The organism is Micromonospora sp. RL09-050-HVF-A (genome assembly GCF_019374995.1).
Lineage (GTDB): Bacteria > Actinomycetota > Actinomycetes > Mycobacteriales > Micromonosporaceae > Micromonospora > Micromonospora antibiotica.
Genome location: NZ_JAGKQP010000002.1, coordinates 5,753,247 through 5,779,424, shown reverse-complemented (window position 1 = coordinate 5,779,424; position 26,178 = coordinate 5,753,247). Strand labels below are relative to the sequence as shown.

Below are 26,178 nucleotides of genomic sequence, written 5' to 3'. Positions count from 1 at the left end.
ATGACTACCACTCCCCCCGGCACCGTCCGCAAGGCGGTCCCCGGCCCGTCCCTGGCCCGGCTGATCGGGGTGGAGCTGCGCAAGCTGGGCGACACCCGGGCCGGCCGTTGGCTGCTGGCCTCGATCGGGCTGATCGCCGCCGCGATCGTCGCGCTGCAACTGCGCTTCGTCGACGACGCCGGGCAGACCTTCAGCAACTTCTTCACCGCGTCGCTGGCGCCGGTGGCGTTGCTGCTGCCGGTGCTGGGCATCCTGTCGATCACCGCCGAGTGGTCCCAGCGCACCGCGCTGACCACGTTCGCCCTGGTGCCGCGCCGGGAACGGGTGATCGTCGCCAAGCTCGCCGCCGTGCTGCTCGCCGCGTTGGCGTCGGTGCTGGTGAGCCTGGCCGTCGCCGCCGTCGGCACCCTGCTGGCCGGGGTCACCGGCGGGGCGGGCGACTGGAACTTCGACCCGGCACTGGCCGGGCACGCCGCCGTGTTCCAGGCCATCAACGTGCTGATCGGCGCGGGATTCGGGTTGCTGCTGCTCAACACCCCACTGGCGATCGTCACCTCGCTGCTCCTGCCGACCGTGTGGGGCATCCTGTCCGCGATGATCTCGGCGCTGCACGGCCCGGCCCGCTGGCTGGACACCTCGATCACCATGGAGCCGCTGCTCGGCCCGGACGTGACCGCCGGGCAGTGGGGTCGGCTCGGGGTGTCCCTGCTGGTCTGGGTGGTCGCGCCGCTCGCCGCCGGGCTGGTGCGCACGATGCGGCGGGAGGTGCACTGACCATGCGGGCGCGGGAGCCGGGCGCACCGACCACGGTCGGGGGTGACGTCGGGGAGCTGCTGGTGATGTGGGTCGGCTTCCCGCTGCTGGGCGGCGCCCTGGGCGGGCGGCTGCCCATGGTCGCCGACTGGGTGGCCGGGCTGCCCTGGGCTCCGGTGCAGGGCTGGTTCGAACTGGTCGCCGGGTTGCCGTACCAGCGGGCACTGGTCGGGGGCCTGCTGCTCGGGATGCTGGCCGGGCTGCTCCTCGCCTACGTCGGCACCCGGGAGCGGTTGATCGTCACGGTGGACCGGGGCGGGGTCCGGTTACGCCGCGACGGCGTCGACCGCGAGCTGGCCCGACGCACCGTCACCGCCGTCTTCGTCGACCGCAAGGAGCTGGTGCTGCTCGGCCCGGCCGGTGCGGAACTGGCCCGGGATCGGTCCGACCTGAGCGGACGACGGCTGGGCGACGCCTTCCGTGAGCACGGTTGGCCGTGGCAGGACGGCGATCCGCACCGGGACGCCTACCGCCGGTGGGTGGCGGGGCTGCCCGAACTGCCGCCGGGGGCGGACCCGCTGCTGGGCGCGCGGCAGCGGGCCGTCGAGGCCGGCCGGCAGCGCGACGCCCGGGAACTGCGCGGTGAACTGGCCCGGCTCGGCGTGGTCGTCCGGGACGAGGGCAGACGGCAGTACTGGCGGACCGTTCCGCTTCCCCGGGAGGAAACCCCGCACGGGCGGTAGCGTTGCGGTGGAGAAGATCCCCCGCGACCGGGAGCGTGTCCGATGACCGAGCGGCAGCCGTACCGGGTGCTGGGCCGGCACCCCGGCTTCGAGCTGCGCCGGTACCCGGCCCACCTGGTCGCCGAACTGCGCATCGACGGTGGGTTCGCCGCCGCCGGCACCGCCGCGTTCCGGCCGCTGGCGGCGTATCTGTCCGGGGCCAACCGGTCCCGCCGCCGGATGGGCACGAACGGGCCGGTGGTCCAGGCGGCGACCGGCTCCGAGCAGATCGCGATGACCGCGCCGGTGGTCCAGGAGGAGGGCGACCGGCCCGGGGCCTGGCGGGTGTGGTTCGTGCTGCCGGCGCGACTCAGCCCGGCCACCGTGCCCGAACCGGAGGACCCCCGGATCACCGTCCGGGAGATCCCGGAGCAGTTGGCCGCAGCGGTCCGGTTCGCCGGGCGGTGGACCGACCGGGCCTTCGATCAGCGGGCCACCGCGCTGGGCCGGGCCGTCACCGACGCCGGGCTGACCCCGTCGGGGGCGATCCGGTACGCCCGGTTCGACCCGCCGTGGAAGCCGTGGTTCCTGCGGCACAACGAGGTGGTGCTGCCGGTCGTCGAGTGACCGCCGCCCGCGCCCCTCGACGGGGTTACCGTCGCTGTGCTCCGGGCGGCGGGGACGACGTGCCGGCCGGCGAACCCTGCCGGTGACGCTGCCCCGGGACGCCTGCCGTCCCGGAGGTGCCGACCGAGGCGATCACGGTCCCCGTTCGACGCGGCGGCAGTGGACAGGCAATCACTGTAGGTGATCGCCGTGCTCTCAGCCTCGTACCCGAGGGTCTCCACACCGGACCTTCGGCCGGACGGCGGACGGATCCGGCCGGCTACGCCCGTCGTTCCGGTCAACCGGCGTCGGCCACCCGAACCGCCGCGACGTCCGGGGCGGGCCGGTCGTGCCCCAGGACGGTCGGTCGGGTCAGCAGAAGTGCGGTGCCGAGCCCGGCGAGCAGCCCGGCGAGCGCGGGGAGGACGTCCCGGTCCCCACCGGCGATCGGACTGTTGCCGGCAAGCGCGGTCCACGGCGCCCCGACGCTCAGAGCCGCGCTGACCAACACCGCGACGAACAGCAGCGCCGAGGGTACGACAAGTGCGAACGGGACGAACCGCGCGTGCCACCACCACGCCGGTCGACCACCCGGCCAGGGCCGGACCAGCAGTGTCACCCCCACGAGCAGCACCGCGCCGAGCAGCGCGGCCGCGACGAGCCGGTCCCCCGGTCCGACCAGGCGGACCAGCGGTAGGCCGATCCCACCGACGACTGCCGACCCGACCGCCAACGTGATCCGGGCCCGATCGCGGTCGGGGGCGGCGGCCAGCGCGCCCGCCACGGTCAACGTCAGCAGGAGCAGGCCGGTCACCAGGGTGGCCGGACCGAGCGCGGGCTCCCGGCCGGTCGGCGACCGGGTCAGTACGGCGACCAGCGCCGACACCGCCGTCACACCGGCCATCCCGGTCAGCACCCTCCGGTCCCGGCCGGCCACCCCCGCGCGGTGGATCGGACCGTCCACACCGGTCGACGCGTCCCGGCGTACGCCAAGGGCGGCGGTGCTGGCGACGGCCAGCCAGCCGCCGGCGACCAGCAGCGCGGTCGCGCCGGGGCCGGTGGGGTCGGCCCGGTCGACGGCGACGTCGGCGACCAGCGCGGCGCCGCCGAGCAGCACGGCCGGCAGGGCCCAGGAGCGCCGGCCGCCGCCGGCCAGCACCAGCCCGGACACGACCGCCACCAACGCCAGGAAACGCAGGTCACGGGCCCAGTAGGTGTGCGCGCCGGGGAGTCGCTCCGACCAGGGGCCGACCGGTTCGGTGAGCGGTTGCCAGCGGGTCATCCCGACCGCCCAGCAGACCACGGCCACGCCGGCGAGTCCGGTGCCGACGGCGGCGAGCCGGATGACCGGTCGCGGAGCGTGACCGGGCGGGGTGGGCATCATGGATGGTCAGACGACATCCGGGCGGTTACGGTTCCCCCTCTGGGGAGGTGCCGCCGGTGTACGTCGTGTCCGTGATCAACTACAAGGGCGGGGTGGGCAAGACCACCGTGACCGCCAACCTCGGTGCCGAACTGGCGAACCGGGGGATGAAGGTGCTGCTGATCGACCTCGATCCGCAGACCAGCCTGACGTTCAGCTTCTACGACCCGGACGACTGGCGGGAGCGGCTGCGCGACGGCCGCACCGTGAAACGCTGGTACGACGGGCTACGCGGGGACACTCCAGCGGTTACGTTGGGTGAGCTGGTGGTCTCCCCCGGCCCGGCCAACGCGCACCTGACCGGGGCCGGCCGGCTGGACCTGATCGCCTCGCACCTCGGGCTGGCCGACATCGACCTGGCGCTGGCCCGGGGCGTGGCCGACGGGGAGGACTACGACCGGGAGCTGTTCCGGGTCCGGGGCGCGCTGGCCGAGGGGTTGCACGACGCGGCGCTCGACGGCTACGACCTGGTGCTGATCGACTGCCCGCCGAACTTCAACGTGGTCACCCAGTCCGCCGTCATCGCCAGCGACCACCTGCTCATCCCGGCGAAGGCCGACTACCTGTCCACCCTCGGCATCGACCACCTCTGCGGCAGCGTCCGGGAGCTGGTCGACCGCTACAACGCCGACGCCCGCCGGTTCGCCACCAGCCGCCGGCACCACAAGGTGGCCCCGGACATCGCCGGGGTGGTCTTCACCATGATCCAGCTGACCGCGCAGCGGCCCATCGCCGCCCACCAGGGCTACCTGGATCAGGTACGCGCCCTGGGGCTGCCGGTCTTTCCCACCGCGCTGCGGGAGAACATCACCCTGTTCGCCGGGAACACCCCGCGCGGGGTGCCGGTGGTGCTGCGGCACCGGGTCACCTCGCCGGTGGTGCAGGAGGAGCTGCGGCAGATCACCACGGAGTTCATCGCCCACCTGCAACCCCGTGAGGTGACGGTGTGACCGGGACGCCACCCGGCGGGGACCTCGCGGCCGGGGTGCTGGCCCGGGTGGGTGAGCTGCTGGCCGGGCTGTCGGCCGCCGACGTGGCCGCGCTGGCGCAGGGCCGGGCCCGGCTGGCCGTCGTCCCGGTGACGCCGGCCGGCGACCTGGTGGCACCGGTCGACGGCCCGTCGGACCGGCCGGCCGCCCCGACGCCGCTGTCGCCGACCGCGCCGGTGCGGCCCGCCCCGTCGGGCGTCGACCTGGACGCCGCGTCGGCCGCGCTCGACGCCATGGCACGACGCGGGGACGGTACGGCGTACCTGACGCCCTGGGCGATCCGGGACCTGCGGGCGCTGGCCGTCCACCTCGGGTTGCGCGGGGTGGGCGGCCTGCGCAAGGCGGAGCTGGTGGAACGGCTGGTCGAGCGGACCATCGGTTTCCGCGTCGCCTCCGCCGCCGTCCGTGCCCGCTGAGCCGGTTGCCCGTCGGTTGGAACCCCGCCCGCTGAGCGGGTTGCCCGTCGGGCGGGACCCCGCCGCGTAGCGGTTCGCGGTGGCCGGGAATTCACCTCGTCGACCTCCCGCCGGCCGGGTTCCGGCCGATAACATCGCCGGGCATGGATATGAAGAGCAGCACCCGCCCGCGACCCGGGCGGCTGGTCGCCGCGCTCATCGCCGTCGTCACCCTGGCGGTCCCGGTGGCGGTGTCCGCCACGTCGGCGTCCGCGGCGGCCACGTCGACCGTGGCGCAGGCCCTCGCCGCCCAGGACGGCCGGACCGCCACGGTCACCGGCTACGTGATCGGCCAGCCGACCGCCACCAGCACGGTGCTCACCTCCGGCTACACCGCCGACACCGCCATCGCCCTGGCCGACACGGCCACCGAGACCGGCACCAGCCGGATGCTCTACGTCCAGATCACCGCCGACTACCGCAGCACGTTCGGGCTGTTGACCAACCCGTCGCTGCGGGGCCGGCAGGTCACCGCGACCGGGACGCTGACCGCGTACTTCAGTCACGGGGGGTTGAAGAGCCCGACCGCGATGAGCGTCGGTGGCGGCGGCACACCGACGCCCACCGCGAGCGCCTCCCCCACCCCCGCGCCCACCGGCTCCACCGGGCCGTACGACTCGACGTACTACGCCAGCGCGGTCGGCAAGAGCGGCAGCGCGCTGCGCACCTCCCTGCACACCATCATCAAGACCCAGACGAAGCTCAACTACGACCAGGTGTGGGAGGCGTTGAAGGACACCGACCAGGACCCGGCGAACGCCAACAACGTCATCCTGCTCTACAGCGGACGGTCGCAGAGCAAGAGCAGCAACGGCGGCGGGGCCAACGACTGGAACCGGGAACACGTCTGGGCCAAGTCGCACGGTGACTTCGGCACCGCCACCGGGCCGGGCACCGACGTGCACCACCTGCGGCCGGAGGACGTGACGGTCAACTCCGCGCGCGGCAACAAGGACTTCGACACCGGTGGCAGCGCGGTCGCCGAGGCCGCCGGCAGCTACACCGACGCCGACTCGTTCGAGCCCCGCAACGCGGTCAAGGGCGACGTCGCCCGCATGATCATGTATATGGCGATCCGGTACGAGGGTGACGACGGCTGGCCGAACCTGGAGATGAACAACTCCGTCACCAACGGCAGCGCACCCTACCTGGGCCGGCTGCCGGTGCTGCTCCAGTGGCACCGGCAGGACCCGCCCGACGCCTTCGAACAGCGCCGCAACCAGCGCATCTACGAGCGCTGGCAGGGCAACCGCAACCCGTTCGTCGACCACCCGGAGTGGGCCACCGCGATCTGGGGCTGAACGGTCCGGTTGTCGCAGATCACCCCGGTCGGGCCGTGAGGACTTGGCCCGACCGGGTACACCCTCGTCGTGACACACCCGCCCGGCGGGCGTGCGGGCTGCGGTCCGGCGGCCGATCGACGCGCCGAACCGGGCGAACACGACGATGGGAGAGACAGCCGACATGGCGCACACCGTTCCCGACATCAGCCTCAACGACGGCAACACCATCCCGCAGCTCGGCTTCGGGGTCTACCAGATCGAGCCGAAGGACACCGCCGAGGCGGTGCGCCGGGCGCTGGAGATCGGCTACCGGCACATCGACACCGCCCAGATGTACGGCAACGAGGCGGAGGTCGGCGAGGCGGTCCGCGCCTCCGGGCTGGACCGGGGCGAGGTCTTCGTGACCAGCAAGCTGAACAACGGCTTCCACCGCCCCGAGGACGCCCGCAGGGCGTTCGAGTCGACGCTGTCCGCGCTGAAGATGGACTACGTCGACCTGTTCCTCATCCACTGGCCGTTGCCGACCCGCTACGACGGCGACTTCGTCTCCACCTGGAAGACGTTTGAGGAGTTCCAGCGCGACGGCCGGGCCCGCTCGATCGGGGTGTCGAACTTCCAGGTGCCGCACCTGGAGCGGCTGGCCGCCGAGGCGGACGTGGTGCCGGCGGTCAACCAGATCGAGGTGCACCCGTACCTCACCAACGAGCAGGTGCGCGCGTACGGCAGCGAGCACAACATCCTCACCGAGGCGTGGTCGCCGATCGCCCAGGGCCGGGTGCTCGACGACCCGGCGATCGTCGACGTCGCCGAGCAGGTGGGGCGCACCCCCGCCCAGGTGGTGCTGCGCTGGCACGTGCAGCGCGGCGACATCGTCTTCCCGAAGTCGACCACCCCGAAGCGGATCGAGGAGAACTTCCGGATCTTCGACTTCACCCTGGACGACACGGCGATGGAGCGGCTCAGCGGGCTGGACCGGGGCGAGTCGGGCCGGACCGGCCCGAACCCGGACGAGTTCGACTACATCCCCGCCTGAGCGGCACCGGCCGCCGCGGCGCGGCGCGACCCACGGAGCGGGACCCGGTCACGGGTCCCGCTCCGTCGCGTCCGCCCGCCCGCCCGCCCAGCCGAACGGGGAAACGAATCAGCCATCAACCTCTGCATTGATGGACGTGCATGCCAGTCCGTACCATCCGGGCTATGCGTGCCCGTCGTGTCACCGCCACCGCCACCGTCGCCGCGCTCGTCAGCCTGGTCGCGGTCAGCGCCGCCCGCGCCGACGACACCCCGGCGCTGACCACCCCCGGCGCACCGGTGGTGGTCGCCAACGACCCGCACCGGCTGAGTCTGACCTGGACCCCGTCGACGTGGAAGGGCGAGCCGGGCGGCCCGATCACCTACGACGTGCGCTCGCCGATCGGGCCGAACGCCTACCGGGGACTGGGCAGCACGGAGACCAACGCCGTCACCCTCACCGACCTCGCCCCGGGCACCGACTACCGGATCGCCCTCCAGGCGTACGCCGTCGGCGGCTACTCCGACACCTCGGCGGTCACCACCGTGCGCACCGCGTACGGGCGGGCGAAGGTCGACTACCTCAACCTCGACTGGGCACCCACCGACAACCAGGCCCAGTTCCGGCTCGCCGTCACCAACACCGGCACCGCACCACTGGACCTGACCACCGTGCGGGTCCGCTACCACCTGCGCTTCGAGAACGGCAACGCGGCGCTGAGCAGCGAGTGCGACTGGGCGACGCTGGGCTGCGCCACCATCCGCCGTACCCTCCAGTATTTTCCGCCGCCCGCGCCGCCGCCCGGTCCCGGCCCGACGCCGACCCCGACCGTCTACCCGGTGCCCGGCACCCCCTTCCCCGGCTGGGTGGAGCTGACCTTCACCACCGGCGTCCTCGCCCCCGGGGCCTCCTCCGGGCCGATCCAGCTCCGGCTGCACCGGCCGAACTGGACGGCGATCGACGAACGCGACGACCCGAGCTGGCAGGCGGCCACCGGCGCGTGGACCCCCAACAGCCGGATCACCCTCGACGTCGACGGGGTCCGCGAGTACGGCGACAACTGGGGCTGACCGCCGTCAGGCGTGAGGTTGCCCGCCGACGGCCGTTCGCCGTCGGCACGCGTCACGCATGGGCGTCGCCGGCGACGGCGCGCTGGGCCGCGACGACCGTGTCGACCGGCAGGCCGAGGCCGCAGAGCACGGCGGCCAGGTAGTCCAGCACCCGCCAGTGCTGCTCGTCGGTCAACCCGAGCCGCCGCCACGCCCCGCCGGCCGCCCGCCCACCGTCCCCGCCGGGGTCGCCGAGGGCCACGGCCAGCAGGGCGGTCAACCGGCGGGCGAGCCAGGGCCGGTCCAGCCCGATCAGGTACGGCGCCAGCTCGGCGTCCGACGCGACCAGGCGCAGCCAGCGGATCACCACCGCCCGTACGCCGGCCGGGCCGAGCCAGTCGAACGCGTTCCGGGGGCAGGTGACCAACTCCGTCGTCCGCACACCCGTCAGTACGGATCACGGCGCACGCTCAGTTCATCCCCGGCAGGCATGACCACTTCAGCCGGCGTCGTCACCTGGCCGGAGCGGTCCCGTCGGGCGTCGTCACCACCGGCGAGACCGGCCCCGACCCCGGCGCGCACCGCATCGGGTTCAGGTCGACGCCCGGTGGTCCGCCAGGAACGCCAGGGTGGTCTGGTTGGCGGCCCAGCCGTCGGGGAACTTCACCGGCACGTCCAGGTGCACCGACTCCGTCGACGGGTGGGCGTCGAGCAGCTCACCGATGCCGGCGCGGGCCACCACGATACAGGCGTGCCGGTGCCGGGAGGTCAGCACGCACAGCCGACCGGACTCCAGGTGGAAGTTCGTCGCGTCCCGCCGGCCGGAGAGCGGGTGCAGCACGATCGTCACGTCGTACTCGCGGCCCTGGAGCCGGTTGGCGGTGTCCACGGTGATGCCCGCCCCTTCCGGGCCGAGGTGGGCACGGATCGCGGCGGCCTGGTCGCGGTGCGCGGCGCCGACGGCGATCCGGTCGGCGGTGACCGGCGTGCCGGCCGGCGCGTGCTCGGAGACCGCGACCGCGCCCCGGTGCAGCACGCGCAGGGCGAGCGCGGCGCACGCCGCGGCGGCCTCAGCGTCGGTACGCAGGGTGTGCCGGGCCGGCAGCTCGTGCAACGCCCAGCCGGTGCCGACGGCCAGCTCCACCGCCGCGTCGAGCGCGTCGCCAGGCCCGGGCCGGGTCAGCGTCAACGCCCGGTCGGCCGGGCCGGTGCCGGCACGGAACCCGGTGAACGGGTAGAACGCCGCCGCGACCACCGGGGCCGCCGACGCCGGTAGCCGCCAGGACACGGGCAGCCGGTGCACGGGCAGCTGCGGGTTGTGCCGCAGCAGCACCGCCACCGCCGCCTGCATCGGGTCCCAGCTCAGGCCCGTCCAGCGCAGCGTCTCGACGGTGGAGAACGGGTCGAGCTGCCCGGGGTCACCGACGAACAGCGCCCGCTCGAACCTCCCGGCCACCCGCAGCAGCGCGTCCGACCGCATCTGGTACGCCTCGTCGACGATCGCCCACGGCCACTGACCCGTGGTGACCGTGGCCCACTTCGCCGCTGTACCGATGGTGACGGCCGGGTCGCCCAGGTCGGCGACCTTCGACGCGACCCGGACCGTGTCGTGGCCCCGGACCCGCTCCGACGGCCGGTAGTCGGTCGCCGACAGCCGGCCGATGCGCAGCTCGGGGGCTTTGGTGGCGAGCCGGTCGATGAGGTCGTCGACCTGCTCGTTGGTCTGCGCCACGATCATCAGCGGCTCACCGGCGACGGCCAGCTCGACGGCGGCCCGCACCACGAGGGTCGACTTGCCGGCCCCGGGCGGGGAGTCGACCACCACGCCCCGGTGGTCGCCTGCGCGCAGGTCGGCCAGGACGGCCGCGACGACCTGTTCCGCCTCGACGGCGGGCGGCACCTCAAGCCCGATCATCGGCTCCCCTCCTGCCTGCTGAGTCTGGACCCTACCGGCAGGGGTCCGGCCGGCCGGTCGGACCGCCAGCGTTGGACGGTCCTTTCCGACACGGCGGTTTTGTCCGGTGTCCGACACGGCGTCGGAAAGGCCGGTGGGGTGACGTGGCTGCTCCCGGCGGCGGCCGGTGCGACGGGCCGGACCCGGGCCGCCGACCGGGACGCCACCGGCCCGGCGCGACCGGCTGACCGGCGCGTTCTCCACGATTCCAGCGACGTCGACAGATCTGCCGGTGTCGTCGGGACTGTTCCGGTCCGCCCACCGGGCGACGCCGAGGTCGGCGACGACGTCGGCGTCGGCGGCACGAACGGTGTGATCCGCCCCCGAACAGATGCCACCGGCGGTCGCCCTTTCGCACCTCCGCTTACCCATTCGGCGGATCACAGGCTATTGACGGCAACGATAGAAAGGACGCCTTCCCGTTCTTCCGCCCCGGGACCTGAACCACACCCCGCGTCCTGTGCACGGGACTGCCCGATTCAACGTCGACGGGCGAGGCGGAGCACGCGATTCACGAAGAGGAGAGCGTTCCCCATGACATCTCGTTCTCGGAGCGACTCTGCCAGCAGCGACCCGGCCGCAGTTCCCGCCCATTCCCCTCCGACCGGCAGCTTTCTCGGCGGCCTCTCGGCCGACGCCCGCGACGCCCTGGCCCAGGCCGGCACCCGGCACGACTACCCGGCCAACGCCACGCTGTTCCACCAGGGCGACCCGTCCCGGCACGTGGTGCTGATCGAGCAGGGCTGGGTCAAGGTCACCTCCACCTCACGGCAGGGTTGGGAGGCGCTGCTGGCCATCCGGGGACCGGGCGACATCCTCGGTGAGCTGTCCGCTGTGGACGCCCGGCCCCGGCTGGCCACCGTCACCGGGTTGTCGCCCATCCGGGCCGTGGTGCTGACCGCCGAACGGTTGCACCGCTGTCTGGCCGACAACCCCGAGGTCGCCCTGTCGCTGCTGCGTCACCTGGCCTCCAGCCTGCGTGAGGCCGACGGCCGGCGGGTCGAGTACGGGTCCAGCAACGGCGACCACCGGCTGGTCGTCCTGCTGGTGGAACTACTGGACAGGCACGGTGTGCCGACGCCGGAGGGGATCGCGCTCGACCTGCCGCTGACCCAGCAGGACCTCGCCGCGTCCGTCGGGGTGTCCCGGGAGGTGGTGGCCCGGACGCTGCGGGTGCTGCGGCACCGGCAGGTGCTGCTCACCCGACGGCGACGGATCGTGGTGGTGCAGCCGGAGCTGCTGCGGTCCCTGGCCGGTTCAGTGTCGATGTCGACATCCGAGCCGTAGGGCTCGACATCGAGCGCAGGGCCCGATTTCGGGACCCTCATCGGGACGGCAGTCCTGCGGTTCCGAGGAGTCCCATGTACCGAGCAGCCCGTGTCCCCAACGACCGCGTCCTGCACCGACGGGTACGCGCCGCCGTCGCCGCCCCGGGCGGGGCGTCGACCGTCCCGGCCGGCCGGAGGGGGACCGGCAGGCGGCGCTGCGGCTGGCGGAGCGGCTGATCGCCGAGGCCCGCGACGAGCTGCGGCGGGCGGACGCGAAGGCGTCGCAGTGGCTGACCATGTCGGGCGGCGTCGTGCTGGCGATGCTGACCGTGCTGACCGGCACCCGCTGGTCGCCGGGGCGGTTGACCGGTGCGGCGGCCTGGGCCTGGTGGTCGGGTTGCGCCTGCGCCGCGGTTGCCCTGTTCGCCCTGGCCATGGCGTTGTTGCCGAGGACGGCGGGCGCCGCCGAGGTGCGGCAGGTCGCGTACTTCGGGCACGTGTACCGGCTGCGCGACCCGGCACTGGTCCGCCGGTACGTCGAGCGGGCCGCACAGGACACCATGCCGGGCCTGATCTCGCAGCTCTGCTGGCTCAGCCGGCTGGTGATGACCAAGTACCGCTGGGTCCGCATCGGGACGGTGCTCATCGCGCTCGCCGCCGCCCTGGTCGCGCTGGCGCTGCTCTGACCGACCCGTCGACACCTGACCGACCGAGGAGAGGAGAGACCGGTGGCTTCCCACACCGAGGAACCGAACAGGACGTCCACCTGGTGGTCGCGGACGAGTTTCGCCGGCCGGCTGTCCGATGCCGACCGGGCCGCCCTGCTGCGCATCGGCGGGCGGCAGGAGTTCCCGTCCGCGCACGCCCTGTTGCGGCAGGGCGACCGGGGTCGCCACCTGCTGCTGCTGACCACCGGACAGGCCCGGATCATGGTCGAGGGCAGCCGACAGGGGCCGCGGGGGATCGCGCTGCGGTTCGCCGGTGACCTGGTCGGTGAGCTGTCCTATCTCGACGACGGCCCCCGGTCGGCCTCGGTGGTCGCCGTCGGGCCGGTGGTGGTCCGCCGCATCCCGGCCGAGGCGTTCGACGACTACCTGCGGCGGCATCCGACGGCACACCGGTCCTTCGCCCGGTTGCTGGCCGATCGGCTTCGGGCGGCCGACAAGCGGACCGTCACCGCGTCGTTCGACACGACCACCCGGGTCGCCGCCGTGCTGGCCGATCTGACGGTCCTGGTGGACGACGAACTGGTCGCCCCCACCACCCAACGGGAGCTGGCCCAACTGGTCGGCGCGTCGCAGATCTCGGTGCACCGGGCGTTGCGCCGGTTGGCGCACCTGGGCCTGCTGGTGACCCGGCACGGCTCGATCGTGATCGTCGACGAGGTCGGGTTGGGACGGTTCGCCGATTCGGCGGCCGACCCCATCACCTGATGTAGATCAACTAGCCGGTTTCACAATTCCCGCCGCAGAGTCGAAACCGACCCACCCCTCAGTAGAAAAGGACGAACAATCGCCATGGAACTTCCACGACACTGGACCGTCGTCTCGTTGGACATCGTCAATTCCAGCGCGGGCGGATACCCGCGTCAGTCCGATCTGGCGACCACGGTGGAGCAGATAGTCGGCCGGATCGAGCACCGGTGCCCCTACCCGGGCCGCTGGATCCGTCGCGAACGCGGCGACGGGGAACTCATCCTCGTTCCGGCCGACGTGCCGATCGCCTGGGTCCTCGCCGGTCTGCTGCCCCAGCTGCGACAGGAGATCCTCGACCACAACCGCAACAAGCACCCCGACCACCTGCTCCGGCTGCGGGTCGGCATCGACTGCGGAGACGTGAGCGTCGACACCGCAGGCGTGCCCCGGGGCGGCGACGCGATCGTCGACGCGGCCCGACTGCGCGACTGCGGCGCCAGCCGGGAGGCGGCGGTCGCGGTGCCGGCCGCGCCCGTGGTGGCGGTCGTCTCCGACGAGGTCTACCGCCGGGTCGTACCGGTCAACGCCCTCGGCATGGAGTCGTGGATGTTCCGGTCCGTCCGCGCGGTGGTGCCCGACAAGACGTTCCAGGCCAACGCCTGGCTCCACCTGCCGTCCCAGCCGCCGCCGGCGGTCAGCGCGGCGGTCGACGGGCCCGGGACGGCGCAGACCCCCGACCGGTCCGCATCCGCGCCGGCCGGCGACCCACGGGACCTGGCCCGCCTGGCCCGGCAGGCCGCCGGCCTCCACCGCAACCACGACGCCCGCCAGCAGGGCGACAACGTGGGACAGATCGTCTACGGCGACCACGCGACCGTGACCAACCACGGTCCGATCAGCAAGGGAGGAGGATCGGCATGAACACCGACCCGCCCGCCAACGGCGACGAGAAGAACACCGCGGCGAGCGACGGCACGCCGGACCACCCCGTCACGGAGGAGAAGTCGTCGCCCGACCCCGGTGAGGCCGCCGCGCCGGACCCGGCCGAACAGCCCGGTCGCTCCCCTGCGCCGGACCCGTCCGGCCCCGGGCAAGGCGACGCCCGCAACCGGATGAACCAGATCCGCGCATCCGGCGCGAAGCCCGACCCCGGCGACTCCGGCGGCAAGGACGAGAGCTGGCACCACGCCGACGACCCGGTGCGCGGCGGCACCGGGCCCGACCCGGTCTTCTCCAACGTCGGGCAGACCGTCTACGGCGACCACGCCATGCTCATCAACATCCAGCTCCCCGACGGGCGTCGGATCACCCTCCTGCGGTCCCAGCGCACCAGGGCCGAACTGCTGGAGACGGACCACACCTCGGTGATGGTGGCCTGCTTCGACGACGCCCTCGAACGCCTCCGGGACAAGCGGGTCGTCGTCCTGCGCGGCGGCGTCGGCACCGGTCGGCGGACCACCGCCGAGCTGATGCTGCGGCACGTCGTCGGGCTCGACCGGGTGGTCGGCATCGAAGACCCCGAGGTGACCCTCACCCAGCTGGCCCGGCAGGAGGGGCTGCTGCTCAAGGACCACGGCACGGTGCTGGAGCTGCCGGCCAGCGAGGCGGTGACGATCGGCACCCTGCGTGCCTTCGAGTTGCTCGCCCGCACCGACTCGGCCTACGTGGTGATCCTCGACGGACACGGCGACACCGCCGACCCGACCCTCGCCCAGCACACCGTCGACTACACCCCGCCGCCGCCCGAGAACGTGCTCCGGCGGCACCTGCGGCGGCTGCTGCTGCGGCAGCGGGGCTGCGCCGACAGCCACGCCGCGTGCGACGGCGACTGCTGGGAAAAGTTCATCGACCGGTGCGTGGCGCACGACGGGATCGCCACCGAGCTGGCCGCGCACCCCCGCCCCCGGCAGACCGTCGAACTCGCCCAGTCGCTGGCCGGCTGGAGCGGGGCCGACGAGGAGCTGGGCATCGCCCTGGGCGGACTGCGTCGCCGTCGCCGCGACGTCGTCGCCCGCCTGCTCAAGCAGGACAGCGCGGAGAAAGTCCTGGAGGACCCGCAGGCCGCCCCGCGCCGGCAGGCGTTCCAGCTCGCCTACGCGGCCCTGCACGACCTCCCGTTGGCTGACGTCTTCGACGCCAGCGAGTTGTTGCTGGGAATCCTCCAGGCGGTGGAGAGCGGTGCCGAACGGCCGCTCCGGGTGGTGTTCGACGGCGGCGTCGACCAGATGCTGCACGCCTGGGGCGGCGAGTCCCCCCTCGCGGCGGCCGAGACCGGCGAACAACCCCGCCGGGCCCGGCTCGCCGATCCCCGCCTGCTCTTCGACGTCCTCGACGTGGTGTGGCACGACTTCGACGGCGTCCGGTTGCCGCTGCTGGTCTGGTTGGAGGAGCTGGTCTTCACCCGCCGCGACGAGGTCCGGCGGCGGGCCGCACAGATCACCGGCTGGCTCGCCACGTACGACTTCGACGAGGTCTGCAACGGGATGCTCCGGCAGTGGGCGGCCGACGAACGGGGCACCGGCCGGCAGGCCGCCGCCTGGGCGCTGCACGTCGCGGCGTACGACGACCGGCTCGTCGCCCGCATCCAGGGTCGGGTGCTCAGTTGGGTACGCAGCGCCAACCCGGCGCTGCACGACACCGCCGCCCGCGTCTACAGCACCCGCATCGGTCGCCTCGCCCCCGCCGACACCCTGCGGGAGCTGCGTACCCTGGCCAGCCGGGACGACCTCAACGGCAGCGCCTCGGTGGCGCGGGCGCTGATGGACCTCTACCCCGTCGCCCCCGAGGAGACCTGGCGCACGCTGGTCGCCTGGAACGACGAGGACCTGCACCGGCTGCGGGTCCACGCCGCCCGGGGCATGACCCTGCTGGGACGGCTCGCCGGTCCGGCCCCCCACGAGGGGTGGCCGCTGCTGCTCACCGCCGTCGAGGGCTTCACCCCGGAGCCGGCTGAGCTGGCCGCGCTCTGGCGGGGTGCGCTCGGCGACCCGACCACCGCCCCCCGGTCCTGGAAGACGCTGCACATGTGGCTGCAGCTGGGCGACGAGGACCCGGTGCTGGCCGACCTGCTGGTCGCCCTCTTCTCCGCGGTGTTCGTCGGCCGGCTGGTCGGACGCAGCCGCTTCTATCTGCGCGACTGGTCCCGGCAGTCGGCCACCGCCCGCCGCCTGCTCGCCCCGCCCGGCGCCGCCGCCGTCGGTGGGGCCACCACCGATCCGTCACAGCCCGCCTGAGGAGGCAACCCGTGAGCATCCCGACATCCGGCCGTACCGTCGCCCGGCGCAGTCTGTGGCGTCGGCTGGTCGACTGGTTCCGTGGCACCCCACGGGGGCAGGTCACCAGGGACGAGGAGATCACCTACCAACCGACCGACGACAGCACCCTGCTGACCGCGCTCTGCCAGGGTGACGTCTACGAGTTCCAGGTGCACACCACACTGGTCTGGTCCGCCTTCCTGCCCTACCACGACCTCGTCGCCGAGGCGGGTGAGTTCACCGCCAGCGCCCGGGACACCGTCCGCGAGCGGATCTGGGAGGTGGCGCGGAACTTCTCGCCCTACCAGTCGGTGGAGGCGGAGCAGGCGATCCAGGAGGCGCTCAACCCGCAGTGGTGCTACCGGGGCGCCGCCGGCATGGTGCGGTGCCGGGCCAAGGTGCGGGTGCTGCCCGACCCCCGGGTCCGTGACCACCTGCTGCCGTTCGAGCAGCGCAAACTCGACGTCGAGGCGAACACCACGCTGGCCCTGCTGCGCGCCGACCGGTTCGAGCAGGTGGCGCGACGCTGGCAGCAACTGTTCGACACCCTCGGCCACGACGCGATGGTGGCGTACGCCGCGCAGCTCGCCGATCCGACCGTCTCGGCCGTGGTCACCAACCTGGTCAACCACCGGCGGGCGAGCGCGGTGCAGCTGGTCGACGTGCTGCGTCAGGCCAGCAAGGACCACGAGAACGTCGGCCTCTACGAGTTCGCCAGCGCCTACGACGCGGCCCTGCAGACGCTGCGCCGGCAGATGCACCTCGACGAGGGCGGCTTCCCGATCGCGGCGGTCGAATCCGGGGCCGAGTCATGAGGCCCGACCCCACCGACGGCCCCGACCGCATCCACGGCCCCGACCGCATCGACGGGCCCGGCGTGCTCGGCGTGCTCGACGGGTCCGGCCCGGTCGGGAAGGCTGGCCGGGGCAGCGGGCACAGCAGGGGCACGACGCTCGGCCGGGTCACGCTGGCGGCGGTCACCGTCGCGGCGCTCAGCCTCGGTGCCGGATGCGGCGGCGAGGACGAGCCGCCGGACCCGTGCGTGACCGCCGCCGGGTCTCCGGCCCCGACCGGGGTGGGCCGCACGGCCGTGCTGCTGGACGTCTCGGCGTCCACCCGGGGGGCAGGGTCGGCACCGGACTGGGCGGCGGAGGTGGACGCCCAGGTGGCTGCCGCCGTCGACCGTGGGGACGTGGTCTCCATCGGCGCCTTCGACGGCTCAGCGTCCACCGTCGCCTGGGCGATCCGCGACCGGGCGACCGCACCCACCAGCACACGACCCAACAACCAGCGGCTGGAACGCGAAGCGACGAAGTCCTGCCTGCACAGGTCGGTCACCCAGGCGGCGCGGATGCCGGCCCGTACCGACGGAACCGACGTGTTGGGCGCGTTGGGTGTCGCCAGTGGACAGACCGCCCCCGCTGGCGAGGCCCGCCGGACGGTGGTGATCGCCACGGACGGGTTGGGCACCGTCGGCTGCACCGACCTCAGCCGGGCCCCGGCCGGTGGGGCGGCAATGATCGAAGCCGCCGTCCGGGACTGTCCGGCGCGCGCCGGATGGCCCACCGAGCTGGCCGGAACCCACCTGGTGATGCTCGGGGTGGGGCATCCCGCCGAGGGCCAGCCGATTCCGGAGACCGGGCAGCTGGCCTGGCTGCGGCAGTACTGGCGACGGCTCTGCGCGGCGGCACAGGCGGCCTCCTGCGAGGTCTCCACCGCCCCGGTGCCCGTGCGGTCCGGGGGGACGGGGGGCGGGGCCGGCCAGTCGCCCACCGACCCACCGGTCAGTTTCCGTCCCGAGGGGGGACCGCCGCTGCCGGAGCCGGACGGCACCGTCTGGCCGGTGCCGTCGGCCGCGTTGTTCGCCACCGACTCCGACGAGGTGGGGCCGGCCGGGATCGCCCGGCTCGGGCAGATCAGGAAGGAGATCGGCGAGGACAAGGTCACCCGGGTCGAGGTCGTCGGCTACACCGACTCCCGGGGCAGCGACCGCCACAACCAGGACCTGTCCGAACGCCGGGCCGCAGCGGTCGGGGCGGTCCTGCACGGCCTCGGGCTACCCACGCCGGTCACCAGGGGCGCCGGGGAGACCGGCCGGATCTGCCTGACCGAGCAGCGGCCGGGCGGCGCCTGGGACGAGGACTGCCTGCAGCGCAACCGAAGGGTCGAAATCGTGATCAGCACAGAGAGCGGATGAGCGATGACCGACAATCTCGTACGCCACCACGACAGCGGCAACGGCCGCCGCTACCCCTCAGTGCAGTGCCCCCCGCTGCTGACCCTCGGCGCGAACCGGTTCGCCGAGCCGGTCGCCACGCCGGAGCCGTACCGGCCGGACCAGTTGTCACACACCGAGTCGGCCCGCCTGGTCCAGGCCAAGGCTGACGCGGAGGAGGCGCTGACGGCGTACCACCAGCGGTTGAAGACGGCGGGCGACCGGATGGTCGACGCCTGGCACCGGGCGAAGCTGGGGTTGCACCGGCTGGAGGTGCTGCTCGCCGAGCGGGAACTCGGCGCGGCGGCACGCCAGGAACGACAGGTGGAGTCGGACCACGCCGCCGACGGCGTCGAGGACCGGCGGTACCGTCCGGGCTGGCAGCATCCGGCGTTCGTATGGACGGTGATCCTGCTCAGCGCGGTCTACGACACGGTCTTCCTCGCCGATTCGTTCCGCGACGCCCTCGACAGCGGCGGGTCCGTCGAATACTGGGTGGCGTTCCTGCCGGGGGCTGGGATCTTCATGGCGCTCACCCTCGCCGGCTACTGGCTGGGGGTGCCGCTGTTCCGGCACCGGGCCAGGGCCGAACGGCGGCGCTGGCGGCGACAGCTGGGATGGCGCATCCTGCTCCGCCGGGTCTTCGTGATGTGGCGCCCGGAGGACGAGGAGCGGCAGCCGGGCGAGCTGCCCTGGCCGAGCTGGGTGCTGCCGGTGAGCTTCGCCACGCTGGTGGTCGGGGTGCTGGCGTTGTGGGCGAAGCTACGCGGCAGCCACCTGTTCAACACCGACCTCAAGTGGCCGCTGGTCGGTCTGCTGGTGCTGCTCAGCGTGTCGGCCATCGCGTTCAAGGCCGGCGCGCACAACCCCGCCGCCGACCGGGCGAAGCGGGTGGGCCTGCGCCGACGGGACGTCACGCGACGCTACGACCGACTCAAGGCCAGATCGGAGAAGCAGCTGGCCAAGCACGAGAAGGCCTGGCAGGAGCTGCACCTGGCGGTGGAGGACGCGGTGACCGGCGTCTGGCGGCACGTCACCGACGCCTGGACCGAGATCGCCGAGGGGCGGGCCCGGCACGGGCTCACCGGTATGGTCGCCCCCGGCTTCGTCACCTCCGCGGACACCGACGCGTCGACCCGCGCCCTGTTCGCGGGGCTGACCGGCCCGTCGCTGCGGCTGGAGACGCTGCGGGTGACGCAGGACCTGCTCGACCGGCACCGGCCCGAAATGCTCAGCGCGGAGCAGACGGCCCTGACCGAGCAGCTCAACGCACAGCTCGACGCCGCCACCGTCGACCCCTGGCCGGACCCGACCGATGGGGGTCCGGCCACCGGTCAGCACTGACGGCGGTTCCGTTGAGGGCCGGTGGGTTCACCCCACCGGCCCTTGCGGATCGGAGCGGGTCACAGCCTGGGCGGTTGTGCGGTGGAAGGACATCCACCACGGTCATCGCACGCCGGTGAATCCTGTCGGTCATCGGACCGTACTGGTCGACAAGCCGGGAGCAAACAGTCATCTGATGCCCCCATGCGCGTGGTCGCGTATGCGCAGGGTGTCCGATCAGTCGCTTGCTGGCTATGGTGTCGGCTCCGTCATCCCTCGCAGCACATAGGACTCACGTGGGCATCCTTCAGGAGATGCAGCGGGCGCACGCACGACAGGTGCGCGCCCAAAAGCAGGCGCAAGCTGCCGCACACCGCCACCACCAGCAACTTCGCCGAGACGCCGAACGCGCGCTGAAAGCCGCGCAGCGCACCGCCGTCGCCAACGAGCGCGAGCGCAAGCGGTTGTATGTCGAGGCACGGATGGCCGAGGTGGCCGCCGACAACTCCGGCCTCCAGGCGCACCTCGACGACCTGGACAATCTCCTGGCCGCGACCCTCGACGTCGATGACTACATCGACTTCCGCCGGCTGCGTAAGTCGGCTGAGCACGCCCCGTTCAAGCCGGGCAACCTCGGGGTACCGCTGACACCGCCCGACTGGCAGCGGTTCGTGCCGGTCCCGCCCGGGTTCCTCAGCAAGATGTTCGGCGGCCAGGCCAGGTACCAGCAGCAGTTCGCCGCATCTCAACGGGCATTCGGGCAGGCACAGGCGGAACACGGCGCCGCCGAGGCCGAACGTCAACGGAAGCTGGCCGCCGCCCATCAGCGCTATCTCCAGAAGTGCGCCAAGGTCGACGCGGAGGTGAACGCGCACAACGCGGAGATCGACCGCTTCGCGGCGGCCGTCGCCGCAGCCGAGCCGGCTGCGGTGGTTGACTACTTCGGCATGGTCCTGGGTAACTCCGTCTACCCGGACGACTTCCCGCAGCACTACCGGCTGGCCTACGTTCCGGAATCCCGCCAGTTGGTGGTGGAGTATCACCTGCCAACGCTCGATGTGATCCCTGCCGTACGCGAATACCGTTACGTCAAGTCCCGCGACGAGACCACCACCACCGCGCGGCCCAGCAAGGAGATCAAGGAGCGGTACGCCGTCCTCGTCGCCCGGGTCACCTTGCGGACGGTGCACGAGTTGTTCGAGGCCGACCGGTCCAAGCTCGTCGACACGGTGGTGTTCAACGGCATCGTCGACACGACCGATCCTCGGACGGGCGCTTCAGTCCAGCCGTGCCTGGTGACGCTGCGGACCACCCGCGAGACCTTCACCGCGCTCAACCTGCGCCTGGTCGAGCCGCTCGCCTGCCTGACGCATCTCAACGCCTCGGTGTCGAAACGGCCCGCCGAGCTGGCACCGGTCCGGCCGGTGCTGGAGTTCGACATGGTCGACAAGCGGTTCATCGACGAGGTCGACGTGTTGGCCGACCTGGACCAGCGGCCCAATCTGCTCAGGCTGACCCCGAACGAGTTCGAGAGTCTGATCCAGAACCTCTTCGCCAAGATGGGCCTGGACACCAAGCAGACCCGCCCGTCCCGGGACGGCGGCGTGGACTGCGTCGCCTTCGACCCGCGCCCCATCTTCGGTGGCAAGGTCGTCATCCAGGCCAAGCGCTACCGCAACACGGTCGACGTGTCCGCCGTACGGGACCTCTTCGGCACCCTCCAGAACGAGGGCGCATCGAAGGGCATTCTCGTCACCACCAGCGGCTACGCACCGGCCTCGTACGAGTTCGCCTCGGGTAAGCCGCTGGAGTTGATCGACGGCTCCAACCTGCTCTACCTGCTCGGCGAACATGCGGGGGTGACGGCCCGGATCGACCCGAATGATCTGGACTGAGCATGGACATGCGGCGTCCACCCGGACAAGCCCGGATCATGCATTTCACCCACGTCGACAACCTGCCGGCGATTCTGGGAACGGGAAGGCTCATCGCGGACAGCACTGTGGGCCGACATCTGGTGACCGAGGTGGGGTCGGTGGAGATCAAGGCCAGTCGACGATCCAGGCAGGTGACCTGCCCACCCGGCGGGTTCGTCGCCGACTACGTGCCGTTCTACTTCGCGCCCCGTTCGCCGATGATGTACCGGATCGCAAAGGATCACCAGGCCGGCAAGATCGGCCTGTATCCGGATGGTGACGATCCACTGGTATACCTGGTGAGCTCGGTCGACCGCATACACCGGGCAGGGCTGCCATGGGTGGTCAGCGACGGCAACTGCGCCTCCGCGCTCACCCGCTTCTCCGGGAGCCTTGACGATCTTGTCTCGATGGTCGACTGGCCGCTGATGCGGGAGGTCTCCTGGAACAACATTCCAGAGGACCAGGACCGGATGCGACGGCGGATGGCCGAGTTGCTGGTACACCGGGAGTTCCCGCTGGAGTTGCTCGTCGGTTACTCAGTACGGACGAAGGCTCGGGAGACACAGCTGAGGCGGCTCCTCCGTTCTGCTGGCATCATCAACCCGTACGTCGTTGTCAGACCAGGCTGGTACTACGGCTACACCCGGAGGGAGGTACGCGAATGATCGTCGTCAGCCATGGCAACCTGCTCACCGCCGACGCCGAGGCGCTGGTCAACACCGTCAACACGGTGGGCGTGATGGGCAAGGGGATCGCCCTCCAGTTCAAGCGCGCCTTCCCCGCCAACTACGCGGCCTACCGGGCCGCCTGTGCGGCGAAAAGTGTCCAGTTGGGCAGAATGTTCGTATTCGATTCAGGCCTACTCGGCACCCGCCGCTATGTGATCAACTTCCCCACGAAGGGGCATTGGAAGGCCAGATCCAAGCTGTCCGACATCCAATCCGGCCTCGCAGATCTCGTCCGGGTCGTCCGGGAACGGCGGATCCGCTCGGTGGCGCTACCGGCACTCGGCTGTGGCAACGGTGGGCTCGACTGGGACGTGGTCCGACCAATGATCGAGCAGGCGTTCGCCGAACTGCCCGACGTCCAGGTGCTGGTGTTCCCTCCGGAGGGCGCTCCCGAGCCGGTGGACATGCCGGTCGCCACCGCCAAGCCGGCGCTGACCGCAGGACGCGCCACCCTGCTGCGGGCCATCGAACGCTATCTTGACCGCGCCCGCGCGCTGGAGCCCCGGGACGGCATCACCAACCTGGAGATCCAGAAACTCGCCTACTTCCTCCAGGTCTTCGGAGAACCGCTGCGCCTGTCCTTCACCCGGGGCCGCTACGGGCCGTACGCGGAGAATCTCAACCACGTTCTCAATCGACTCGAAGGCCACTACCTGATCGGCTTCGGCGACCGGACCTCTCGGGTCGAGGAGTTGCGTCCCATCCACCTCACCGGCGGAACCAGCGAGGCCGTTTCCGCGTGGTTCGCCGCCGGTCACCGGATGCCGGAAGCGCTCGACCGCATCGCTGCGCTGATGGACGGATTCGAGTCTCCGTACAGCCTCGAACTACTCGCCACGGTGCACTTCGCCGGTGAGGTGGAGCCTCCGACCAGCGACCTCGACGAATTGATCGAACGTGTCCGGGCGTGGAACGGGCGGAAGGCACGCCTGTTCACCCCGGCGCACGTCACCACCGCACACGAGCGTCTGCAGTCCGCCAGCCTGCTACCCCGCCTGGCCGCGTCGTCGGCCTGACCGGCTTCAGGTCCACCTGAGCCGGGCCGCTTCCCGGGTCGGCTTCGTCGGTTGAGCCGCGCGGCGAAGTGGTAGCCCTGGCGTCAGGCGGCTCGGGTGGTCTGCCGGTCGCGGAGGGCACTCGTGGCACGCCGTTTCTCAGCGAGCGCCTCATCGCGTTCGTGGATGCAGCGGCGCGACCCGGATCACCCGGGCAGGTGGAGGCGGTCGGCGGACACCCCGGCCAGCGGCGGGCATCGTCGATCATGGCGGAAGGACCGCACACGTACACCTGCTGGTGGGGTCGGTGACGCGTACCGTCGAGGCGGGGCGCGTTGGCGGGGGAATACCGGCGCCACCGGCCGGGACTACGCGCCGTGCTGACGGCGACGGCCTAGCCCGGCCGGTAGCGCAGCCGCTGCCACGGCCACGCGGGAGGCGGGACGGCCACGCGGGAGGCGGGCGCCGTCGTCCTCGACCACGACGGCAGCGCCCACCACCTCGGCTCGTCCATCACCCCCGGCCTCGCCGAGCAGATGTTGGCACTGGTCGCCGCAGCTGGTCATGGGGCCTGATCGGCGGCTGACTACGGCAGAGAGCCCACGCCCGTGACGGCATGGGCTGCCCGGCCCGGCTCAGCCGTGTTGCGCCCGCTGGAAGAGCGGACGGGTGATCGCCGTGCTGAACTGCGGACCCACCAGGTAGCGCTTCCCCGGGATATAGCCGTGGGAGTTGTCGCCGACGACGGTGCCGAGCCCGGTGTGCCGGTCGAAGTTCGCGAAGCGTGGGCCGCCGCTGGAGCCGCCGCCCATCACGCACGCGGTGCCCCACTGGCCGGGCGGCTCCGGCCACTCCTCGGTCGCCTGCTGCTCCACCGCCGGGCCGGCGCAGTAGGCGAGGCGCTCACCGGTGTACTCGGGCAACCCCTCGCGGGCCTCGTCGGAACTGGCCCGGGGGTAGCCGAACTGGTGCACCACCCGCGCGCCCGGCACGTCGTAGCCGATCCGCTGGGCGGCGCCGACCGCGTCCTGCACCCGGCGTCCGTCACCGTCCGGGTGGAGCACCACGAACGCCTGGTCGTACGAGTCGTAGAGGCTCTCGATCTGGTCGTTGAGCAGCCACGTCGACGGGGCCACCGACAGCCGGGCGACGAACCTGCCGTACGGGGCCCGGCCGTCGGCGTAGCCGGGGACGAACAGCACGTTGCGCGACCACTGGTTGTCCTCACCGATGAGGTCGGTGTTGTTGACGCAGTGCGCGGCGGTCACCACGGTGCTGCGGTTGGCGCTGTCCAGCACGGTCGCCGTGCAGCTGGCGTCCTCACCGTGGTCGGTGAAGAAGAGCCTGCCGACGGTCCGTGACGCGGCGTCCGCCCGCGTCCAGGGTGCGCCGTCGGGCTTCGCCACGGGCGGCACCTGCGCCGACGGGGTCTTCAGAGCCGCGATCCGCTGCGGCGTCCAGTACGCCAGCACCGCCTGCCGTTCGGCGGCGGTGACGGTCACGGCGTGGGTGGCGACGGGGCCGGGCGTGGCGGTGGCGGGCTGCTGAGCGAGCCCGGTCAGACTCGTCGTCACGAGCGCGGTGACCGCTCCCGCGACGCCGACGCGACGACGCAGACCGGGGGTTGGCTTCAATGTCATGACGGGGAACGTAGGACCGGAATGTCAGGAAGACGTTTGCGGAAAAATCCCTCCCGCTCCACGGTCTGACGCCGGAATCCGGTGCGGAAGGTGGATGCGGTCGGCGGGCACACCGGCGGCGAGCAGCCGCAGCCGCGAACCCGCCAGCATCGGAGGCGGTCCGCAGACGTAGACGACCTGGTCGGGGCGCAGGTGGTCGAGGGCGACCGTGAGCGCGTCACCCCGCTCGGCCGACTCCGCGTGCGGGTCGTGGGAGAACGCGGGCACGATGGTCAGCCAGTCGTGGGCGCACTGGAGCTTGTCGAGGGCGATGGCGTCGTACAGCTCGACGAAGGTGCGTGCGCCGACGACCAGCGTGACCCGGCGGCCGTCGGGGGCGGCGGCGACCTGCTCGACCAGGGCGCGCAGCGGGGCCAGCCCGGTGCCACCGGCCACCAGCAGCAGGTCGCCGTCGCGCAGGTGCAGGCCGGTGTCGCGGGGCGGGCCGAGGTGCAGCAGCTCGCCGGGGCGTACCTCGTGGACGAGGCTGCCCGAGACGGTGCCGGCGGCCACGGCGCGGACGTGCAGCTCGACGGTGCCGTCGGGGCGGGGTGCGTTGGCCGGGCAGTACCACCGCCAGCGACCGGGGTGCCGTGGGGTCTCGACGGGAACCGCCTGGCCGGGGCGGTGCGGCAACCGCGACCAGGGACGCAGGGTCAGGATGGCGATGCCGGGGCACGGCCGGTCGTGACCGGTCACCCTCGCCGGCACGCCGTCACCGGCTGCGCTCATCGGGCCACCGCCCGGCGCACCTGGGCGATCCGTTCGTCGGGCAGGTCCGCCGCCCAGCACACCCCGACCAGGTAGTCACCGATGCGCCGGTGCTGCTCCTCGGACAGGCCGAGCCCACCCCAGGCGTCCGCCGGCTCCCCGGCGAGCGCGGCGGTCACGCCCGCCGTCAGGTGCGCGGCAAGCCGGACCCGATCCACCCCGATGAGGTACGGCGACAGCTCCGCGTCCGCCGTCACCAGCCGCAACCAGCGGTGGACGATCTCCTCCGGCGTCATGCCTGCGCACCGCCCTCGGGCGTGACCTGCGCATAATCGGACAGCCGACCCGGGGCCGGGGTGTGCGCTCCTTCCTCCTGATCGGTGGCGGGGACGGGGAGGTCTGTTGCGGCGGTGTTCATGGTGTCT

At 72.5% G+C, this 26,178-nt stretch carries 25 protein-coding genes; 19 read left to right on the top strand and 6 right to left on the bottom strand.

Features of this window, described 5'->3' with window-relative positions; genetic code table 11:
• Genes J7462_RS25715 through J7462_RS25705 form a run of 3 tightly spaced genes read left to right on the top strand, consistent with a single transcriptional unit; the run spans window position 1 to window position 2,102 of the window.
• Window positions 1-774 carry an ABC transporter permease gene (locus J7462_RS25715; RefSeq protein WP_219470712.1) on the top strand — a complete coding sequence of 258 codons (774 nt, stop codon included), beginning with the start codon at window positions 1-3 and terminating at the stop codon, window positions 772-774.
• 2 nt (window positions 775-776) lie between these two features.
• Window positions 777-1,496, top strand: coding sequence for a hypothetical protein (locus J7462_RS25710; protein WP_219467644.1), 720 nt, complete (start codon window positions 777-779; stop codon window positions 1,494-1,496).
• A gap of 42 nt (window positions 1,497-1,538) precedes the next feature.
• Window positions 1,539-2,102 (top strand): heme-binding protein, encoded by a 564-nt coding sequence (locus tag J7462_RS25705; protein WP_219467641.1) that lies wholly within the window; start codon window positions 1,539-1,541, stop codon window positions 2,100-2,102.
• 277 nt (window positions 2,103-2,379) lie between these two features.
• Here J7462_RS25705 and J7462_RS25700 read toward each other — a convergent pair whose 3' ends face one another.
• Complete coding sequence (locus J7462_RS25700) at window positions 2,380-3,465, bottom strand: hypothetical protein (protein WP_219467638.1); 1,086 nt, start codon at window positions 3,463-3,465, stop codon at window positions 2,380-2,382.
• A 56-nt stretch (window positions 3,466-3,521) separates the two neighbouring features.
• On the opposite strand from J7462_RS25700, the gene J7462_RS25695 reads away from it, so the two are divergent.
• From J7462_RS25695 to J7462_RS25675, 5 genes are all read left to right on the top strand, one after another.
• The gene (locus tag J7462_RS25695; RefSeq protein WP_219467635.1) at window positions 3,522-4,454 is read left to right on the top strand and encodes a ParA family protein; all 933 of its coding nucleotides are present in this window, start codon (window positions 3,522-3,524) and stop codon (window positions 4,452-4,454) included.
• Entirely contained in the window at window positions 4,451-4,909 is a 459-nt protein-coding gene (locus tag J7462_RS25690) for a Rho termination factor N-terminal domain-containing protein (protein WP_219467632.1), read from the top strand. Before J7462_RS25695 ends, J7462_RS25690 begins: the two co-directional genes overlap by 4 nt.
• A gap of 143 nt (window positions 4,910-5,052) precedes the next feature.
• On the top strand, window positions 5,053-6,249 hold the full coding sequence (locus J7462_RS25685; protein ID WP_219467629.1) for an endonuclease: 1,197 nt from the start codon (window positions 5,053-5,055) through the stop codon (window positions 6,247-6,249).
• Between the two features lie 163 nt (window positions 6,250-6,412).
• Window positions 6,413-7,264, top strand: a complete 852-nt coding sequence (locus tag J7462_RS25680; protein ID WP_219470711.1) for an aldo/keto reductase — start codon at window positions 6,413-6,415, stop codon at window positions 7,262-7,264.
• A gap of 164 nt (window positions 7,265-7,428) precedes the next feature.
• Window positions 7,429-8,313: a fibronectin type III domain-containing protein gene (locus J7462_RS25675; RefSeq protein ID WP_219467626.1), complete on the top strand. Its 885-nt coding sequence runs from the start codon at window positions 7,429-7,431 to the stop codon at window positions 8,311-8,313.
• Window positions 8,314-8,365: 52 nt separating this feature from the next.
• Here J7462_RS25675 and J7462_RS25670 read toward each other — a convergent pair whose 3' ends face one another.
• Together J7462_RS25670 and J7462_RS25665 are read right to left on the bottom strand one after the other, a co-directional pair.
• Entirely contained in the window at window positions 8,366-8,734 is a 369-nt protein-coding gene (locus J7462_RS25670) for a globin (RefSeq protein ID WP_219467623.1), read from the bottom strand.
• Window positions 8,735-8,884: 150 nt separating this feature from the next.
• On the bottom strand, window positions 8,885-10,207 hold the full coding sequence (locus J7462_RS25665; protein WP_219467620.1) for an AAA family ATPase: 1,323 nt from the start codon (window positions 10,205-10,207) through the stop codon (window positions 8,885-8,887).
• Window positions 10,208-10,780: 573 nt separating this feature from the next.
• On the opposite strand from J7462_RS25665, the gene J7462_RS25660 reads away from it, so the two are divergent.
• From J7462_RS25660 to J7462_RS25610, 11 genes are all read left to right on the top strand, one after another.
• Window positions 10,781-11,533, top strand: coding sequence for a Crp/Fnr family transcriptional regulator (locus J7462_RS25660; protein ID WP_219467618.1), 753 nt, complete (start codon window positions 10,781-10,783; stop codon window positions 11,531-11,533).
• A 277-nt stretch (window positions 11,534-11,810) separates the two neighbouring features.
• Window positions 11,811-12,200: a Pycsar system effector family protein gene (locus tag J7462_RS25655; protein ID WP_219467614.1), complete on the top strand. Its 390-nt coding sequence runs from the start codon at window positions 11,811-11,813 to the stop codon at window positions 12,198-12,200.
• Between the two features lie 42 nt (window positions 12,201-12,242).
• Window positions 12,243-12,947: a Crp/Fnr family transcriptional regulator gene (locus tag J7462_RS25650; protein WP_219467611.1), complete on the top strand. Its 705-nt coding sequence runs from the start codon at window positions 12,243-12,245 to the stop codon at window positions 12,945-12,947.
• Window positions 12,948-13,031: 84 nt separating this feature from the next.
• Window positions 13,032-13,850, top strand: a complete 819-nt coding sequence (locus J7462_RS25645) for a hypothetical protein (protein ID WP_219467609.1) — start codon at window positions 13,032-13,034, stop codon at window positions 13,848-13,850.
• On the top strand, window positions 13,847-16,162 hold the full coding sequence (locus J7462_RS25640) for a hypothetical protein (protein WP_219467607.1): 2,316 nt from the start codon (window positions 13,847-13,849) through the stop codon (window positions 16,160-16,162). Before J7462_RS25645 ends, J7462_RS25640 begins: the two co-directional genes overlap by 4 nt.
• Window positions 16,163-16,173: 11 nt before the next feature.
• Window positions 16,174-16,998, top strand: a complete 825-nt coding sequence (locus J7462_RS25635; RefSeq protein WP_219467604.1) for a hypothetical protein — start codon at window positions 16,174-16,176, stop codon at window positions 16,996-16,998.
• Window positions 16,995-18,380, top strand: a complete 1,386-nt coding sequence (locus tag J7462_RS25630) for an OmpA family protein (RefSeq protein WP_219467600.1) — start codon at window positions 16,995-16,997, stop codon at window positions 18,378-18,380. The genes J7462_RS25635 and J7462_RS25630 overlap by 4 nt, the downstream gene beginning before the upstream one ends.
• 3 nt (window positions 18,381-18,383) lie before the next feature.
• A complete protein-coding gene (locus J7462_RS25625) occupies window positions 18,384-19,742 on the top strand; it encodes a hypothetical protein (RefSeq protein ID WP_219467598.1) in 1,359 nt (452 codons plus the stop codon).
• 317 nt (window positions 19,743-20,059) lie between these two features.
• Complete coding sequence (locus J7462_RS25620) at window positions 20,060-21,616, top strand: restriction endonuclease (protein WP_308291031.1); 1,557 nt, start codon at window positions 20,060-20,062, stop codon at window positions 21,614-21,616.
• A 38-nt stretch (window positions 21,617-21,654) separates the two neighbouring features.
• A complete protein-coding gene (locus J7462_RS25615) occupies window positions 21,655-22,305 on the top strand; it encodes a DUF4433 domain-containing protein (RefSeq protein WP_219467592.1) in 651 nt (216 codons plus the stop codon).
• Window positions 22,302-23,384: a macro domain-containing protein gene (locus J7462_RS25610; protein WP_219467589.1), complete on the top strand. Its 1,083-nt coding sequence runs from the start codon at window positions 22,302-22,304 to the stop codon at window positions 23,382-23,384. Before J7462_RS25615 ends, J7462_RS25610 begins: the two co-directional genes overlap by 4 nt.
• Before the next feature lie 614 nt (window positions 23,385-23,998).
• Here J7462_RS25610 and J7462_RS25605 read toward each other — a convergent pair.
• The 3 genes from J7462_RS25605 to J7462_RS25595 are packed head-to-tail and all read right to left on the bottom strand — an operon-like array spanning window position 23,999 to window position 26,049.
• Window positions 23,999-25,003, bottom strand: coding sequence for a serine protease (locus J7462_RS25605; RefSeq protein ID WP_219467586.1), 1,005 nt, complete (start codon window positions 25,001-25,003; stop codon window positions 23,999-24,001).
• A gap of 24 nt (window positions 25,004-25,027) precedes the next feature.
• The gene (locus J7462_RS25600; protein WP_219467583.1) at window positions 25,028-25,774 is read right to left on the bottom strand and encodes an FAD-binding oxidoreductase; all 747 of its coding nucleotides are present in this window, start codon (window positions 25,772-25,774) and stop codon (window positions 25,028-25,030) included.
• On the bottom strand, window positions 25,771-26,049 hold the full coding sequence (locus J7462_RS25595) for a hypothetical protein (RefSeq protein WP_219467580.1): 279 nt from the start codon (window positions 26,047-26,049) through the stop codon (window positions 25,771-25,773). Before J7462_RS25595 ends, J7462_RS25600 begins: the two co-directional genes overlap by 4 nt.
• Window positions 26,050-26,178: the final 129 nt, after the last annotated feature.